The organism is Parendozoicomonas sp. 2304DJ65-17, assembly GCF_058148445.1.
This window is the reverse complement of sequence record NZ_JBYVJV010000006.1, coordinates 246178-262940: the sequence shown is the minus strand read 5'-3', so window position 1 is coordinate 262940 and position 16763 is coordinate 246178. Positions and strand designations below refer to the sequence as shown.

Here is a 16763-nt window from a genome sequence, read left to right as displayed (position 1 = left end):
CCTTTTTTGATTTACATCAAGCCCGCTGAAAGGCAATATGAATATTATTTGAATATTATTGATATATCAGTTGCTTTATAGTTAAGAGGTAGCCACATGAAAGGCTGGAAAATAGAAAACCGCGTTAACGATCACTCCGGACTCGCAGTTTTACGGGAGCTGGATGTTCTGGTCGTGGGCGGTGGTTCAGCCGGTGTGGCAGCAGCTACAACCTGTGGCCGTAATGGTCTGAAAACAGCTCTGATAGAGAAATATGGTTTTTGTGGCGGGTCAGCAGTAGCCGGAATGTCCGGAACAATCTGTGGCATGTATCTCGGCAGCGAGGACGACACAAAAGCACCTGAACAGGTGGTATTCGGCTTTACCGAAGAGTTTCGCCAGAAGCTGAAAGAGAAAGGCGGTGTAACTGAAGCTCAGCGTTACGGAAAAACTTTTACCGTAACCCACGACCCTCTGATGTGGCGAGAGGCAGCAGATGAACTGCTGATGGATGCTGATGTAGAGATTTTTTACCACACCGCAGTTATCGGTGTGGTTATGGACGGTGAAGAATATAAAGGCGTTGTCGTTGAATCTAATGCTGGCCAAAGCGTAATTCTTGCCAAACGCATTATTGATGCCAGCGGTGATGCAGCCGTTGTAGCCCGCGCTGGTGGCGAATACTTCTTTGGCGATAACGGCATTATCCAGAACCCAACCATGTTCTTCCGCCTGGGTGGCGTGAACATGGATACCTATCTGGATTACTACGGCGAAGACACTATCTGCCCGGCTGATATGACGGCCAAGATTCTTGAACTGAACGCTTCTGGCGAGTACGACCTTCCCCGCCACAAGATTTGGATTTTCCCAACAACCCGCCCCGGCGAACTGATGGTTAACGCAACCCGTCTGGCTGGTCAGGACGGCCGTGTTCTCAATGTTATTGACCCTGTGGACTTTACCGAAGCGGAAATCTTTGGTCGCAAGCAGATGCGCGAATACGCTCGCTTCCTGAAGAACTTTGTTCCTGGCTGTGAAGAATCTTACGTTGTGGATACCAGCGTAGAAGTTGGCATTCGCCAGACACGCTCTATTGAAGGTATTGAAAAACTAAGCAACGAAGATGTTGTGAATTGTCGTAAACGCGAAGACAGCATCTGCCGCAGCCCATGGCCTATCGAGTTGCACTCCGGCACAAAGCCCAAGCTGCACTGGTTGCTGGAAGACTGGTACGACGTACCTTACGGCACACTGATCCCCCGAACAGGCGAAAACATTATCGTTGCCGGCCGTTGTCTTTCTGCCGAGCACGAGGCTTTGGCTTCTGCACGAGTCACAGCACAAACCTTTGAATACGGGCACGCCGCTGGCCAAGCCTGTGTCCTCTCCCTCAAAGAAAACAAGAGCTTGCGAGAACTGAAAGGACAAGAGGTTCGCACCCGCATGGTTGCCGCAGGCAGCCTTATCTGATCGTTACCAAGACCATTTTCTGAACCTGCTGCACGCCCCCTTCACAGCAGGAGCAGGACTTCTCCCTGCACACACTGGAGTTAAAAATAATGAGCTACGAAAGCATCATCAAAAGAATTGAGTTGTATGCCGTTGCTGACCGTAAAGCCGACCCCGTGCCTTGGGCAGACGACCAAGAACCGCTTTACTACACCAACAACATTGTCCGCCTGATCACTGAAGATGGGCTGGAAGGCGTTGGCGCAACCATCAGCTACACAGAAGAAGACTTCGACAAGTGTGTGCTGGAAGCTATGAAGAGCGTAACCCCCGGCATGATCGGCAAGAACGCTCTGATGACTGAACAGTTTCATACCTGGCTGCAAGGCCGCTGCACCTGGGGTGGTCTGACTGCGAAATCCCCCTTCGATATCGCAGCCTGGGACATCAAGGGCAAAAAGTTTGGCATGCCCATTTATATGATGCTCGGTGGCGCTCGCAACAAGATGCTTTCTTACGCGTCTACACCTCTCTTCCACTCTCACGAGGAGTACTTCGATTTCATTGAGAAGTGTATAGAAGAAGGTTTCACAGCGGTCAAACTTCATTGCCATTGTGTGTTCGAAAAAGATGTTCCTCTGGTAAAGGCCGTGACTGAACATTTCAAAGGTCGTGGGATCGAGTTCATGCTCGACACTGCCATGTACTACAACGGCGAACAGTCTTTGAAGATGGCCAAGCTGCTGGATGAACTTGGCTGGTACTGGTACGAAGCTCCCTGCTCCGATTATGACTTCAAGACTTACCAGAAGCTGGTTAAAGAGACCAACATCGAAATCTCCAGCCATGGCAATTGCCTGCTAACCCTGCCTGAAGTTGAACACGCTCTGGCTAACGATATGTGGTCTGACGTACGACAGGATGCAACTGTTTGCGGTGGTATCACACCTCTGAACAAATGCTTTGCTATTGCAGAAGCCCACGGCAAACCCCTGGAAATCCAGTCCTGGGGTTACACCATTACTCAGGCTGCCAATCTGCATGTAGCTCTGGCTCACAACAATGGCGTGTACTTCGAACAGGCCTTCCCTTACGAGAACTTTGAGTACGGGGCGAAGAACGTAATCCGCACCGACAAAGAAGGATTTGTCCATGCACCGGAGGGTGCCGGACTCGGCGTTGAAATGGACTGGGCCGCTGTACGCGACGCATCCATTTTGAGCTACACCATCGAAAAATAAATACAACAAACGTCTCGTATCTGCTCTGCAGGGATGAAGAGTAGATACGGCAGGAGAATTTTATGTCGACCCAAACATCTGGAAATTACGACAAGGTCACGATAGCCATATCTATGGTTATCGTTTCCGCAGTTTCAGTTTTCTTTCTTACCAAAACTGACACCGCCATCAAAATGGCTGGAGACATCTTTACTCTGATAGCCAGCAACCTCGGAACTCCAATTCTCTGGTACGCCTTTGGCCTTGTGCTCATTGGGGCATTCTTTTGCTTATCCAAGTACGGCAACATTCGTATGGGTAATGAGAAGCCTGAGTTCTCAACCTTTTCTTACATCACCATGATGGCTCTGGCAGGTGTTGGTTCCGGTACCGTGTACTGGGCCTTTCTGGAGTGGTCCTACTACATCAACACACCACCTTTTGCGATTGAAGCTGGCAGTACTCTGGCTCACGAGTGGGCGGTGACTTACAGCCTGCATCACTGGGGCATTACTGCCTGGGCGATTTACGCTATCACCGCTATTCCTGTTATGTATGCGTTCTACATTCGCAAAACCGGTTCCCTGAAAATCAGCGATATCATGAAAAGCATGATCGCTAACAAGACCACAGGTTCCGTTGTGGCACGTGTTATCGACATCATGTATCCAATCGCTCTGGTGTTCGGCCTGATTATCGTACTGGCTCTGGGTGTACCTATTCTCTCAGCCGCAGTTTCTCTGCTTACTGGCGTAGCCGACACTCTGACGCTGAAACTAGCCATGGTTGCGATTGTTGCAGCACTACTGATCTCCAGCTCTTTTCTGGGCATTGAAAAAGGTATGCAGAACATCAGCAGCTACGGCACCTACTGCATCGTTGCTCTGGCTCTGTATATCCTGATCTTTGGTCCAACTCAGTTCATTCTGGAAAACACCAGCTCTTCCATTGCAATCTGGGCTTCCAACTTTGTAAAAATGAGCCTGTACACAGATGCCATTGATAAAGCTGGTTTCCCACAGAACTGGACAGCTTACTTCTGGGCATACTGGATGATCTTCATTCCACTGATGTGTGTGTTTGTGACCAAAGTATCCAAAGGTCGCACCATCCGTGAGGTTATCGTGTGCATGATTGGTGGTGGTACTGCCGGTATCGCAGCACTGTTCTCCATTGTTGGCTCTTTCATGATGAAAACCCAACTGGATGGCAAGGTAAACATCAGCCAGATGGTATCTGAGGGTCAAGCCAGCCAATCTATTGTTCAGTCCCTGAATACTTTGCCGCTGTCTTCTGTGATTCTGGCAGTGTTTATCGTTTCAACCTTCCTGTTGCTGGTAACCACTCTGGACGGTTCTGTGTTCACTGTTGCCTGTCAGACTCAGAAAAAACTGAACAAGGAAAATAACCCGGCTACTGCTCTGAAGATTTTCTGGTGTCTGGTAATTATCGCTATCCCTGCAGTGTTTATCTCCGTAAACGCTCCAGTAAGCTCCATGCAATCAGCTATTTTGATTTTCGCTCTGCCACTACTGCTGATGACAAGCTTCATGCTGTACAAAACCTTCGGCTACATGAAGCAGGATTATGGTCACTTGACCGAAATGGAAATCAAGGAAATGCATAAGGTGGAAGCAACGGTAGAATCCCAAGAAGAGCAAATGCCAGCTCATGCAGCAGAAGCCGCATAAGGAGATAACCACGAAAGAAGTAAACGTATAGGCTTATATAAAGGGAAAGGCCGTGCATTATTAAAAAATGCACGGCTTTTTATATTTCAAGGGGTACGATTTTAATGGGAGGCAAACACCGTTACCTTTCCACCTTGGGTGTAACCTAAAGTCTGGTAGGCATCCTTCCTGTCACCATATTCCATCCCCGGTGAACCAATAGGCATTCCAGGAACTGCTAAACCTGCAATTTCCGGGCGATTTTTCAGCATCGCTTTTATATCTGCAGCGGGAACATGGCCCTCTACCGCATAACCATCCACAAAAGCCGTATGACAAGAACCCAGTCCGTAGGGAAGATTCGCCTGCTGTTTGTAATCACCAAGGTTGGTGACGTTGTGACTGGAGACTTTAAAGCCTTCATCTTCCAGATGCTCAACCCACTTGGAACAACAGCCACAGGTAGCTGATTTATAAACCTGAATTTCCGGCAATGCTTCTGCCGCATGTCCGGATGAGGAAAGTAAAAATATAAGGCTGGCTGTTATGGCTGGCTTGAATGAACTCACAGGCTTTCCCTCTAGCTTTTTTACCACGAAAGTCCCTACGCATATCATGCTTTGGTGAAGGAACTTTCGGCTCATGGCTGTTTATCAGAAAGCCTAAACCTTACTCTTGGGGGAAGGTCAACAGCCCCCTACTCAGGAGGTGAGCAGAGGGCTAAGACAATTACAGAGCAGCTTCCAGAATAGCGCGCAGCTCAGTCTGACCAATGTCACCACGTTCGCCCATGCCTTCACGGCCGTGAGCATTCAGGCTTTCAAGTACAGTTTCAACGGCTTCAGGGCCTTGTTCAATATCAGCCAGAGATACAGGTACTTTCATTTCCTTGAAGAAAGCAACAGTAGCTTCGATAGTGGCATCGATACGCTCATCATCGCTGCCTTCAGTGATGTTGAATACACGCTCACCGAACTGCAGGATCTTGCCTTTCTTCTGTTCACGGCGCACTTTCATAACCGCTGGCAGAACAATACTCAGGCTGCGGCCGTGATCCACACCGAAGAAACCAGTCAGCTCATGACCAACCATGTGAGTAACCCAATCCTGAGGAACACCAACGCCGATCAGACCATTCAGAGCCATGGTGGCAGCCCACATCACGTTGCTGCGCACTTCCATATCTTCTGGAGTTGCCAGCGCCTTAGGGCCTTCTTCTTTCAAAGTCAGCAGCAGACCTTCGCAGAAACGATCCTGAACCTTGGCATTTGTTGGGTAAGTCAGATACTGCTCCAGTACGTGAACGAACGCATCAACAACACCGTTAGCAACCTGACGCTCAGACAGAGTCAGAGTTACTTTTGGATCAAGTACAGCAACTTCAGGACGAACACGGTTGTCGTAGAAGAACAGTTTGTCATTACCGCGGGAAACAACAGCAGCAGTGTTTGACTCGGAGCCGGTGGCAGGCAGGGTCAGAACACAAGACAGTGGCATTGCACCTTCAGAAACCTTGCCTTTCGCCAGAATATCCCAGGGATCTTCACCTTCGTACTTGGCAGCTACAGAAATGAATTTAGTACCGTCTACAACTGAACCACCACCAACAGCCAGCAGGTAATCAAAGCCATCGGCTTTGATCATCTCAACAGCTTTCATCAGAGTGTCGTACTGAGGGTTGGCTTCAATGCCGCCAAACTCACCCCACTGGTGTTCTGCCAGAGCAGCTACAACCTGATCGTAAACGCCGTTCTTTTTGATAGAACCGCCACCGTAGGTCACCAGGATTTTCTTATCTTTTGGGATGTCATTCGCGAGTGTTGCAATCTGACCTTCACCAAAATGAATGCGGGTTGTATTTTCAAAACTGAATTGCATTGCGTATGCCTATGGAAAAACAAACGATTCACGATGCATTGCCAGCATTGTTTGTCTGCTGGTCAATATGTGGTGTGTATTGTATGGTCGCCCCTTAACAAAACGAATGCTCACTTAGACTTAATTCTTGCCTGTTTCTGCCTAATTTATTGTTTCAAACAGCCAAGCTTGCACGCTGAAAATATTCCCTAAAATGATGATCGCACCATGAAATCCGTTGTTTCATTAATCAGTCAACTTTGTGAGAAGCACACCGCTGAACAAGCAGATAACTTTGCCGAATCCTGCACAAAAGAAATTGAGTTTTTCCGTTCCAACCAACATCAATACAGAACACCAAAGGTTTATAGCAAAGGGGCGATCATCACTATGCAGGGGCATAAAGAAGCCTTCTGCGGAGGACAAAAGTTCACCTATGGCCCAGGCCAGTGTCTGATAGTGGCAAGCAATCTGCCCATGGAGTGCGAAACATTTGCCAGCCCTAAGAAACCTCTCTATGGCATGTTTATTAATCTCAACCCTGATCTTATTGCTGAACTTTCAGAGCTGCTAAAACAACATCATGGGCCAGATTATTTCAGTGGTTCGGTAGGTAATGGCGTTGCTGTTATTGAGCAGGATGATAAGTTTCAGCAAACACTGTTTCACCTTCTTTCTGTACTCAGCTCCCCAGTAGAAGCGGCTGCACTAGGCTCTCATTACTACAGAGAGCTGCACTATCGCTTACTGACCAGCCCGGCTCGCCATCTTATTGTTACCCTTTGCCAGCAGGATCATGTGATTTCGCGAATCTCTCAGGTAACGGAATACATTCAGGGTAACTATGAGAAAAAGCTGACCGTTGAAGAGATGGCTCTGCATGCTGGCATGAGCGTTTCAGCATTTCATCGGGCGTTTAAACAAACCGTTGAAGATTCCCCTCTCCAGTATCTGAAGAAGGTTCGCCTTACTCAGGCAAAGAGTCTGATCGTACATCAGGGCATGGCTGCCAACAGTGCCGCGTTTGAGGTTGGATATGAGAGTGCCGCCCAGTTCAGCCGGGAGTTTAAACGCTACTTCGGGTTACCACCCAGCAAAACCTCTCAAATTGGTTATCAGGCCAAAACAGCTTAACTCCCTGAATATTGTTCAAAAGATTGTCGCTCCTGGCCACAAATCCCCTGCAATACTTATAGGCACTTTTTGCTGTTAACTGCGCCTGCGAAAAAGGAGCACAGAAGCAACAAAAACAACATTAAAGCAATCAGGACGTTCTTTATGTTGCGTAAGTCAGGCGTTTTGGCCATGCCCGCCATTTTAATGACTGTTGTTCTAACAGCCAGCCTGGCTTTGCTCACATTTCACTTCGAAGACATTCTTCTTAAAAGCTACCAGATCAAGCTGAAACAAATTGCTGAAGTCACGTCAAAAGTTCTTCGGGACGATATTGAGCTTCATGGTGACAACCATTTGGACTTTGACCTTTTGGCCACAGATGTAGGCAGCAGCTCCGGCATTCACGTCACGATCATCGATATGAAAGGTGTGGTAATTGGTGACTCCAAAGTTTCCAAACGCAACCTGGGGCAAATGGAAAACCATATAGCGAAACCTGAAATTCGCGAGGCTCTAGCCAATAAAAGCGGCTTGATGCAGCGATACAGCAAAACCTTAGGCTATGACCTTCTCTACTACGCAACGAAGGTAGACCTTCTAGAATCCAGCGATAGCCATGGTCATGGGCACGAAGAAGACGAAGCGCATAGTTCAACAGCAAACCAAACAGACTCCTTTATTGTTCGCACAGCTCTTCCATTAAACATTCTTAGCCAGCAGATGTTGTGGATCTGGTTATGGGTGGCAGGCATCAGTTTGCTGGGTGTTATTGTCGTTATTATCATTACTATTTTCTTCAGTAAGATGCTTAGCAACCAGTCAGCACTTGAACGTGCGGCATTAGAAGGAGAGGTTAAAGAACGCACCCATGAACTCAGCCTTATGCAGCGGCTGGGAAGCCTTATGTCTGCGTGTACCACGGTTGATGGTGCCGCCAATGTTGTTCACCCAATCGCCGCTCATCTGTTACCGGGTTGCCGTGGTGGCGCAATAACTCTTATTAAGTCTTCAAGAAACCGTCTGGATTTATTAACCCAGTGGGGCGAACAGTGGCAGGGCAGTGAGCACTTTGAACCCAATGAATGTTGGTCTCTGCTTAAAGGTCATACCCATTACAGCATTGAAGACGGCCTGGAAATTCGCTGCGCACACAGCTCCCACGAACATGATTTATGCCAGGCCTGTATTCCACTTGTTGCCCAAGGTGAAACTCTTGGTGTGCTTCACCTTAACTACGATAACCAGGAAGATCTTGAAGAAGGTTCTTCCAAAGCAGAAGCTATGGCAGAACAGATTGGCCTTGCTTTAGCGAACATGAGACTCCGTGAAGACTTAAGACAGCAGGCTATCCGTGATCCATTAACCGGCCTGTATAACAGACGACATATGATGGATGTGCTGGAGCAGAGATTCTACAGTGCGGATCATCACGCTTCTGCGCTGTCAGTTATGATGATCGACCTCGACCACTTCAAACGTTTCAACGACACCTTTGGTCATGACGCTGGAGACTATGTTCTCAAGCAGGTGTCTATGGAGCTGAAAGAAGCGACCAGAGAAAACGACCTTGTTTGCCGTTATGGTGGTGAAGAAATCTGCATTGTCTGCCCAGACACTGATCTCGATAAAGCTGCAGAGCTGGGAAGTATGCTGGTTGCCCGAATTGCCGGGCAGGGTATGCAGTTTAACGGCCAGTCTCTGGGCAACATCACCATATCAATGGGAGTTGCTGCTCGTTCCCATGCAGATAACAGCATCGACATGTTGCTGAAAGAAGCAGACAACGCCTTGTATGAAGCCAAAGAACAGGGCCGTAATCGAATGATTGTTCAGACCTCTAAAGAGCAAGACAGTTCCACTTCAGACTTTGAAGAATAAATAATATCTATTCCTGATAGGCTTCAAACTGAAGCCAGAATCATTTTGGTGCGAAACGCCAGATCAGCTTCCATCTCTTCCCTGTTGATGCCTGCCCTGGCTCTTAAAACGAACCCTTGTCGTAAGTCGAACATTAGCTTTGCACGTTCAGTAGAAGGAAAGCCTTCAGGTAAACGACCTTTCTCTTTCTCTGCATCAAAGCGTGCTGCCAGCCTTTGGTCTGCTGAATAGATGGCTTCCCGCAAAAGCTCCTGCGTTCCTTCAACTGTGCCTGTACTGGTGGATACACAGTTAGACATAAAACAGCCCTGCCGGCCTTCGGGTTGCTGAGTTGCGTAATTCAGTACAGCTTTCATAAAAGCTTGCACAGCGTTTTCTATATCAGGTTCAGACTCAAAAGCTTCCATAGGAGCACAAGAATCATTGGTCATGTAGCGTTGAATAGCCTGGATGTAGAGGCCTTTCTTATCTCCAAATACTGCATAAAGGCTAGGGCTATTAACACCCATTGCTTCAGTGAGATCTTTCATGGAAGCGCCGTCATAGCCTTTCTCCCAGAAAACATTGGTAGCAGCAGCCAGGGCTGTATCAATATCAAAACCTCTGGGGCGCCCAACCTTTCTCTTTTCTGTCATGTAATGCAAAACTCATTAACAAAGCATTTGGCCGCACATTTAATGACGGCCATTACACAATTTCAAGCATTACAGCACTCGTCTGATATACCGCTAGCTTCAGGGTTTGCCCCCAGACTCAAACCCTGAAGAGCCTAATCGTCCAAATTAATCTTGAAGATAGAGAGCGCTGTTTCAGCAATCATATTTACAACAAAACTCTGTTAACGGAGGTGAATACAATTTCTTCACCTTCTTCGGGAATACTTATATTTTTAGCAAAATCTTTACCCTTCGCATTGATAGCATTTCGAAGGATCTTCTTAGTTGTAAAACAATGATCAAGTGCATTCATATGAACAGCAACAATCTGAACATCATTGTTTGCTTTTTTAGCCTCCTGAAAGAACTCAATAGCTTGTTTTTCGTTCATCAGAAGTGGCTCTGGGCTGATAGCCTCAATCACTGCACCACCAGTATGGGCAATAATAATATCCGGCGAATATTTAGTTAGAATTCCTTTTATCCGACCTTCTTTGTCCAGAATAGTATCGTTAGTCCAATAAATAGTGGGTTGCCCCTGTGCTTCAAAAATAATTCCGTTTACCCCTCCCATTAAAGGCACAAGAACACCAGTGCCATGCTGACCAAACTCCTGCGTGAGAGTTATTCCGTCAAAGCTTACAGAATTTGACTCATTTGACCCAATAGCAGTGACATTTACAAAGCCATAGTCTTTGAGCTGATCAATAAAAGCTTTTCGGCTTTCAACTGGGTGTTCCAGATTAGTAGGCGAACTGTTATTTGGCGTGTATATAGGAATATTCTTTTTCAGAGCCTTGGCAGCTGCTGGGTCAAAATGATCCTCGTGCATATGACTGACAATAACAGCATCTACACCATCGGTAATCTGTTCAACTTTTACAGGTAACGGGATGGTGGGGTTCGGCTCAATACCTGCGAAAGAAGGTAATGAATGCTTATCGCCAAGCATAGGGTCGAGCAACAGTGTTTTACCATTGTAGTTTAGTTTGGCTGTAGCATTCCTGTAAAACTCATAAGAAACACTTGGCGAAGAGTCATTCTGAGAGTGTTTTTTAAGCTGCTGTTCAGCACAGGCAGACAACACCAGAATACTTAGTATCAGTACTAGTTTTTTCATAGAGAGACACCAATAAAATATATTTGCTATATCTGGCCTAGGGCTCGTTCTCGAGTATAGCTTTTAAAAATATCAGATGAGTTTTTTCACTTTTGTCATTTAACCTGACAGAACATGAAAAGTTATGTGACTAGTCTGGCTTTAGAACCAGATTTTTAGATATAGTTTTAAGCTTCAGAAAGTGGTCGCAGATAAATCTGTTCTCGAAGAACCTGCCAGCGCCCCTCCTCAAAACGCAACTCAATATTGCATAACAAAAGCATTTCTTCACCATTCATACCACTATGCTTTCTTGTTAAAACACTCACAGCTGAATCACCCAAAACATGAAAGTCATGCCAGTCTGCCCAAGTGTTAAGCTGTGTTTTTCCTTCTTTCGCCTGTTTTCTAAAAATAGTTATAAACTCTTTTTTATTATAAGTTTTTATAGCTCCATCAGGCATTATAAGTGTTGTATGAAAGTCCTTATGATAAATTTCCTCTAGTGCATTAACATCATAATTTGTTGCACGATCTATAAGATTATCCATTGCAGCGCGCACACCTTCTTTTGTGCGCGTATTTTTCAAATTTTGGGGAACAGAGTACCCTGCATCCAAAACTGTGAGTTTATCGTTTGGAATTTTTCCGTCACCATAAACATAAAAGCCTCCCATAGAAAACACGGTAATTAACAGAACCAATATCTTTTTCATATTCATAACAAACTCACTAATTCAAGGAGATGGAGTTGAATTATTTAGTATTGAAATCCAATTCCAATTAATTAAAAAACCCGGGTAAATTTTTATTTAAATACCGAATCCACCATCTACACCAATTACCTGACCAGTCATCCATGCATTTGATGAATCTGCCAGCAAAACAATCCAGCGGCTGATATCTTCAGGGATTCCTCGACGCCCCAGAGGGATAGCGGCTCTTTCCTGGTCCTCAACCTGTTTAGCCTGCTCTTCACTAAGGCCCATCATTCCTGTTAAAGCCCCAGAGTCCGTTGGGCCAGGTGCAATTGCATTAACACGAATATCAGGAGCCAGCTCTAAGGCCCAGGTGCGAGTCATGTAATCCAGAGCCGCCTTGCTGCCTCCATAGTGAGACAGTGTTTTCGCAGACATATGGCTAACCACACTGGTTATGTTAATGATTGAGCCTCCGGTTTTTCTCAAATGCGGAACACTGGCTGCAGCTAGCAAGCTGGGGGCAAGTATATTCAAAGACAGTATTTCATTAATTCTTTCTTCACTGATCTCTTCCAAGGTCGCGTTTGCACCTGCTCCGGCGTTATTCACCAGAACATCCAGCCTTCCCCACTTTTCAATAGCAGTGTTAACGATCAATTCAGCGCTTTTAGGATCTCCGCTGTCAGCAACAAGAATGGAAATGTTCTCATGCAGAGCTGCAACCCTTTCCAAGGCTGGAGCGCGCCGGCCTGTGATTAAAACCTGTGCTCCCAGTTGTGCAAACTCTAATGCTGCAGCTTTACCAATACCGTTACTGCCACCAGTAATAATGACTGTTTTATCTTTCACTTTAACTTCTCTCTGAACTGGGGAAACATCTCCAGATTGTTTCCCCATAGCCTGGGGTTTTAGAAAATGCCCCTGAAATGATTTGGCTTTACCTGACGTCTATCTCAATTGGAAAGAGTTTAATCTTCAGAAAGAGGGCGCAGGAAAATCTGCTCACGAAGAACCTGCCAGCGACCATCTTCAAAACGGAATTCAATGTTGCATAGCAGCATCATTTCATCCCCTGTCATACCACTATGATGTCGCGTCAGAACACATACTGCGGTATCACCCAGAATATGGAAGTCATGCCATTTAGCAAAAGTATTCAGCTGTTTTCTATCTTCTTCTGCCGCCTGCTTTCGAAAGTGTTCAATGAACTCTTTTTTGCTAAAGGTCTGCACCGTGTCGTCTGGCAGAACCAGTGTGGTGTGAAAGTCATTGTGGTAGATCGTCTCAAGTGCATCTACGTCAAAATTGGTCGCACGGTCGATCAGGTGGTCCATTGCTGCGCGAATAGCTTCTTTGGTATGTGTTGCCTTAGTCATGAGATATCTCCATCGACTGTATTAACAGTGAAACGCTGGAAAGCAGACATTCTGCCGACGCAAAATTTTAGCCTGTCAGTTTTGTAATGATCATTATTAAATTAAAAAGAAGTGATTTCGTCAACAGTTTTTTATCGATCATTACAAAACAAACCCAAAAGAGTTACACCCGTTGGAGGTGCTTTTGATCAGCACCTTGTGCAAAGCACATTATCTCCAGCTTCGCCCATAGACAGAGCACCACAGTAAATACCAATGGTTGGTACTCACGCTCTTGGTTACTATCCCGCGCCTTCCTGACACTGAGAGGCGCAATGTCTTCCCAATCTTTACCTGCTCAGCTCTTGAGAATGCTCTTACTGCTGAGCCTGACACTGGTTGCTGTTCATAACTCTCCAGTCTTACTGAATTCTCTCACCAGAAATGCGGTTAACGCCGGCTGCCATCAGCAGGAAAACATGCACCACCAGATGTCTGGTTCCATGGATCACTCCGAGCACCACCATTAATGAGTATTTTTCGATTCCCCCTTCTTGTCTGGTTTGGTATTGCCATCCTGATTTTCAGCCTTGGTATTCGCCAGTCTTTCGGTATTTTTATGATGCCGATATCCGAAACCTTTAACACAGGGCGTGAGTTTTTCAGCCTTGCTATCGCTTTTCAGAACCTGCTGTTTGGCGTGTTCCAACCATTTGTTGGCATGGCTGCTGACCGCTGGGGAGCACGCCGAGTTATTTCTCTCGGTGCTCTCGCTTACGCAGCCGGGTTATATCTAACATCTACCGCTTCTCAGCCAGAATGGCTGTACCTTTCTCTGGGAGCACTGGTTGGTTTGGGCTTGAGCTGCACCAGTTATGTGATTGTTCTGGGTGCTGTCGCAAAGGTTGTTCCTGCACAACACACCGCCAAAGCTTTTGGTCTGACTACTGCAGCTGGCTCTTTTGGTATGTTTGCAGTTATTCCTGGCGCGGAAGCTCTGCTGAGTAACTTCGACTGGCAAACCACTTTGCAGGTTTTCGCACTGGCATGCAGTGTAATGGTGGCCTTTTCCTATTTTATGAAAACTGGCCAGAGCCAAAGCACTTCTGCAAAAGCCGCTGAGAACGAACCCCAAACTGTTAAACAGGCTATGCAGGAAGCGTTTGCCCACAAAGGTTACTGGCTAATTCACGCAGGCTTTTTCGTGTGTGGCTTCCATGTGATGTTTATTGCCACGCACCTGCCCAGCTATCTGGCAGACAAAGGTTTAGAAGCTTCATCTGCAGCTATGGCTCTGGCTTATGTTGGTGTGTTCAACATCTTCGGTTCTTACTTCTGGGGACTGATGGGCGACCGCTACGACAAGCGTTATGTAATGACCGCTCTCTACGTGGCAAGAACTCTGGTCATTGCCAGCTTTGTCACCCTGCCGGTAACTAACAGCACAGCCACACTGTTTGGCGCAGCAATTGGTTTCTGCTGGTTGGGTACTGTTCCATTGACGTCTGGTCTGGTTCGCCAGATTTTCGGTGCCCGGTACCTTTCCACTCTGTACGGTCTGGTCTTCTTAACTCACCAGATTGGCAGCTTTCTGGGAGCCTGGGCAGGCGGTCGTATTTACGACTACTACGGAACCTATGAACCAATCTGGTGGTCCACAGTTGTTCTGGCATTCTTGGCCGCTCTCTTACATTTGCCAATTAATGCGAAGCCAGTTGTACGCTTAGCTCCGGCAGTATAACTAGCGAAGGGGAAGACTCTTCTCCACCAGAAAATCGATCAAAGCCCTTACCCTGCGAGCCTTCTGGCTGTTCTGCATAAAGTAACAGTAAAGGCCGGGGTAAGGGTGCCAGTGCTTTTCCAACACTGCTATCAGTCGCCCGTCTTTTAACTTTTCTTCAATCATTGGCGTAAGAAAGCGCCCAATCCCCAGCCCTTTTTCTGCAGCATCAATCATTGCGTCAGTATCGTTAACTATCAAAGCTAACGGCATATCTACAGCGATAGTTTGCTTATCCCGCATTAATGCCAGAGGCACCAGTTGGTTGGATGCAATGTAGCGATATTGCACCAGTTTGTGTTGCTGCAAATCTTCCAGAGTTTGAGGCATGCCGTATTTAGCAATGTAAGAATCGGAAGCAAAAAGCGCTTCTTTCACGGGTGCAGTGAGCTGACGAGCCACCATACCGGGCTCAACCTTATCTCCCTGACGAATACCCAAGTCATGGCCTTCGGTAAGAATATTTACAGCTTTATCCGAGACAGATATTTCCAGCTGAATATCTGGATAGAGCTGACAAAACTCGGCATAGATTGGCCGAAAAAAAGACTGAAATACAAAACGAGGCAGGGTGATACTCACTCGCCCTGAAGGCTGCTCACTCAAATCCTGAACACTTTCCAGCGCATAGTCGAGCGTTGTTATGGCACCAGAGATTTGCTCATTGAGAAGCTGCCCTGCTTCAGTCAGTTCCATCTGGCGGGTTGTTCTATTGAACAACGGAAGTCCTATATTTGCTTCCAGTTGCTTTAACGCCTGACTTACGGAGGGCGGCGCCATCTCCATTTTTCGGGCAGCACCGCGGATGCTTCCCTCTTTCACAATGGTCTGGAAAATTGTCAGCTGGTTAAAGGTTGAACCTTTCAAAGCCACTCCTCTTCAAAGCGATGCCTCAGCGCACACTCAATTGTTAGTTTTTAGCTAACAATGCATTCGATATAAGACATCTAAAATATATCAATTCTTTTCCATACACTGCAGACATCGATCAGCCAATTGCCACTTTGTCTGGAGTTCCCATGAGCCAAGTCGTTGTTATTTCCGGTCACCCAAATCTTGAAGATTCTTACACAAACACCCTGATTCTCGACCAGCTGGAGAACACATACGACAGCATTGATGTGCGTCGCTTAGACAGCCTTTATCCTGATTTCAAAATCGATGTGGAAGCCGAACAAAAGGCTTTAATGGATGCCAAGGTTGTTGTCTTCCAGTTTCCTTTCTACTGGTACACCGTGCCAGCACTGTTGAAACTGTGGATGGATGAGGTGCTGACCTTTAACTTCGCTTACGGCCCGGAAGGAGACAAACTGAAAGGCAAAGATTTCTTCCTGTCTTTCACTATTGGAGGCCCAAAAGAGGCTTACGACCCTCTGGGCTATAACCACTTCACCATTGAGCAGTTGCTTCACCCACTGCAGCAAACAGCTTATCTGGCAGGAATGAATTATCGGGAGCCTGTTTACACTCATGGCATGGTTTACATTCCCGGTGTTTATAACAAGCTGGAAGATGTGCAGGCACGCGCCCAGGAACATGCTCAGCGATTGATTGCCAGTGTTAACGATGTACTTCATTCCGACGAACAGAAAATTCGCCGTTTTGTTACTGACTGGTTTGCCCAGTTTGACCAACTGCCCGAAGAAAGTGGCTTCTTCACAGAAAGCCTTGCTGAAAATGTTCGATGGATTTCACCAGAAGGTCAGTTTACCGGCCACAATGGTTTCCGTGAGTGGTACGACATTGTGCGCGGCCTGTTTAAACCTGGCTGCACTCATCAGGTTGAGCAAGTTGAAATTAAGAAGGCTACGCAAGGATATTCTGCTGAACTTCGCATCCGCCTTATTGCAGAGACCTTCGAAGATTCAGAACTGAAAGGTGAGCCAGTAAATATTCTGGTGAATGAGAACTGGGCGCTGGAGTTGAACGATCAGGGCCAAGTGACTATTCAGGAATACAAAGTTACTCCGGTAGCGGCATAACTCTCTGTAAAACACGCC

At 46.7% G+C, this 16763-nt stretch carries 16 protein-coding genes; 8 read left to right on the top strand and 8 right to left on the bottom strand.

From position 1 onward, the window contains the following. Positions 1-96: 96 nt before the first annotated feature. The 3 genes from ACY2RR_RS16440 (at position 97) to ACY2RR_RS16430 (ending at position 4342) form a co-directional block, all read left to right on the top strand. Complete coding sequence (locus tag ACY2RR_RS16440) at positions 97-1452, top strand: FAD-dependent oxidoreductase (protein WP_490109255.1); 1356 nt, start codon at positions 97-99, stop codon at positions 1450-1452. Between the two features lie 89 nt (positions 1453-1541). Then, positions 1542-2672: a mandelate racemase/muconate lactonizing enzyme family protein gene (locus ACY2RR_RS16435; RefSeq protein ID WP_490109254.1), complete on the top strand. Its 1131-nt coding sequence runs from the start codon at positions 1542-1544 to the stop codon at positions 2670-2672. 62 nt (positions 2673-2734) lie between these two features. After that, on the top strand, positions 2735-4342 hold the full coding sequence (locus tag ACY2RR_RS16430) for a BCCT family transporter (protein ID WP_490109253.1): 1608 nt from the start codon (positions 2735-2737) through the stop codon (positions 4340-4342). Positions 4343-4443: 101 nt separating this feature from the next. On the opposite strand, the gene ACY2RR_RS16425 is transcribed toward ACY2RR_RS16430, so the two are convergent. Continuing rightward, the gene (locus ACY2RR_RS16425; protein ID WP_490109252.1) at positions 4444-4890 is read right to left on the bottom strand and encodes a DUF411 domain-containing protein; all 447 of its coding nucleotides are present in this window, start codon (positions 4888-4890) and stop codon (positions 4444-4446) included. A 160-nt stretch (positions 4891-5050) separates the two neighbouring features. After that, positions 5051-6199 (bottom strand): iron-containing alcohol dehydrogenase, encoded by a 1149-nt coding sequence (locus tag ACY2RR_RS16420; RefSeq protein WP_490109251.1) that lies wholly within the window; start codon positions 6197-6199, stop codon positions 5051-5053. Positions 6200-6406: 207 nt separating this feature from the next. Here ACY2RR_RS16420 and ACY2RR_RS16415 point away from each other — a divergent pair, with 207 nt between their 5' ends. Together ACY2RR_RS16415 and ACY2RR_RS16410 are read left to right on the top strand one after the other, a co-directional pair. Continuing rightward, positions 6407-7312: an AraC family transcriptional regulator gene (locus tag ACY2RR_RS16415; protein WP_490109250.1), complete on the top strand. Its 906-nt coding sequence runs from the start codon at positions 6407-6409 to the stop codon at positions 7310-7312. Positions 7313-7456: 144 nt separating this feature from the next. After that, entirely contained in the window at positions 7457-9172 is a 1716-nt protein-coding gene (locus ACY2RR_RS16410; protein ID WP_490109249.1) for a sensor domain-containing diguanylate cyclase, read from the top strand. Between the two features lie 23 nt (positions 9173-9195). On the opposite strand, the gene ACY2RR_RS16405 is transcribed toward ACY2RR_RS16410, so the two are convergent. The 5 genes from ACY2RR_RS16405 to ACY2RR_RS16385 all read right to left on the bottom strand — a co-directional run bounded on the left by ACY2RR_RS16405 (position 9196) and on the right by ACY2RR_RS16385 (position 13004). Beyond that, positions 9196-9807, bottom strand: a complete 612-nt coding sequence (locus ACY2RR_RS16405; RefSeq protein WP_490109248.1) for a TetR/AcrR family transcriptional regulator — start codon at positions 9805-9807, stop codon at positions 9196-9198. 187 nt (positions 9808-9994) lie between these two features. Beyond that, on the bottom strand, positions 9995-10948 hold the full coding sequence (locus ACY2RR_RS16400) for an MBL fold metallo-hydrolase (RefSeq protein ID WP_490109247.1): 954 nt from the start codon (positions 10946-10948) through the stop codon (positions 9995-9997). 167 nt (positions 10949-11115) lie between these two features. Next, complete coding sequence (locus ACY2RR_RS16395) at positions 11116-11649, bottom strand: nuclear transport factor 2 family protein (protein ID WP_490109246.1); 534 nt, start codon at positions 11647-11649, stop codon at positions 11116-11118. A 90-nt stretch (positions 11650-11739) separates the two neighbouring features. Then, the gene (locus tag ACY2RR_RS16390) at positions 11740-12477 is read right to left on the bottom strand and encodes an SDR family NAD(P)-dependent oxidoreductase (RefSeq protein ID WP_490109245.1); all 738 of its coding nucleotides are present in this window, start codon (positions 12475-12477) and stop codon (positions 11740-11742) included. Positions 12478-12596: 119 nt separating this feature from the next. Beyond that, complete coding sequence (locus ACY2RR_RS16385; protein WP_490109244.1) at positions 12597-13004, bottom strand: DUF4440 domain-containing protein; 408 nt, start codon at positions 13002-13004, stop codon at positions 12597-12599. A 350-nt stretch (positions 13005-13354) separates the two neighbouring features. Here ACY2RR_RS16385 and ACY2RR_RS16380 point away from each other — a divergent pair, with 350 nt between their 5' ends. Both ACY2RR_RS16380 and ACY2RR_RS16375 read left to right on the top strand, forming a co-directional pair. Beyond that, entirely contained in the window at positions 13355-13513 is a 159-nt protein-coding gene (locus ACY2RR_RS16380; protein ID WP_490109243.1) for a hypothetical protein, read from the top strand. Next, positions 13513-14724, top strand: a complete 1212-nt coding sequence (locus ACY2RR_RS16375; protein WP_490109242.1) for an MFS transporter — start codon at positions 13513-13515, stop codon at positions 14722-14724. The genes ACY2RR_RS16380 and ACY2RR_RS16375 overlap by 1 nt, the downstream gene beginning before the upstream one ends. Here ACY2RR_RS16375 and ACY2RR_RS16370 read toward each other — a convergent pair whose 3' ends face one another. After that, positions 14725-15630: a LysR family transcriptional regulator gene (locus tag ACY2RR_RS16370; RefSeq protein ID WP_490109241.1), complete on the bottom strand. Its 906-nt coding sequence runs from the start codon at positions 15628-15630 to the stop codon at positions 14725-14727. Between the two features lie 152 nt (positions 15631-15782). Between ACY2RR_RS16370 and ACY2RR_RS16365 the strand changes: the two genes are divergently transcribed. Then, complete coding sequence (locus ACY2RR_RS16365; protein ID WP_490109240.1) at positions 15783-16745, top strand: NAD(P)H-dependent oxidoreductase; 963 nt, start codon at positions 15783-15785, stop codon at positions 16743-16745. The last annotated feature ends 18 nt before the right edge of the window (positions 16746-16763 follow it).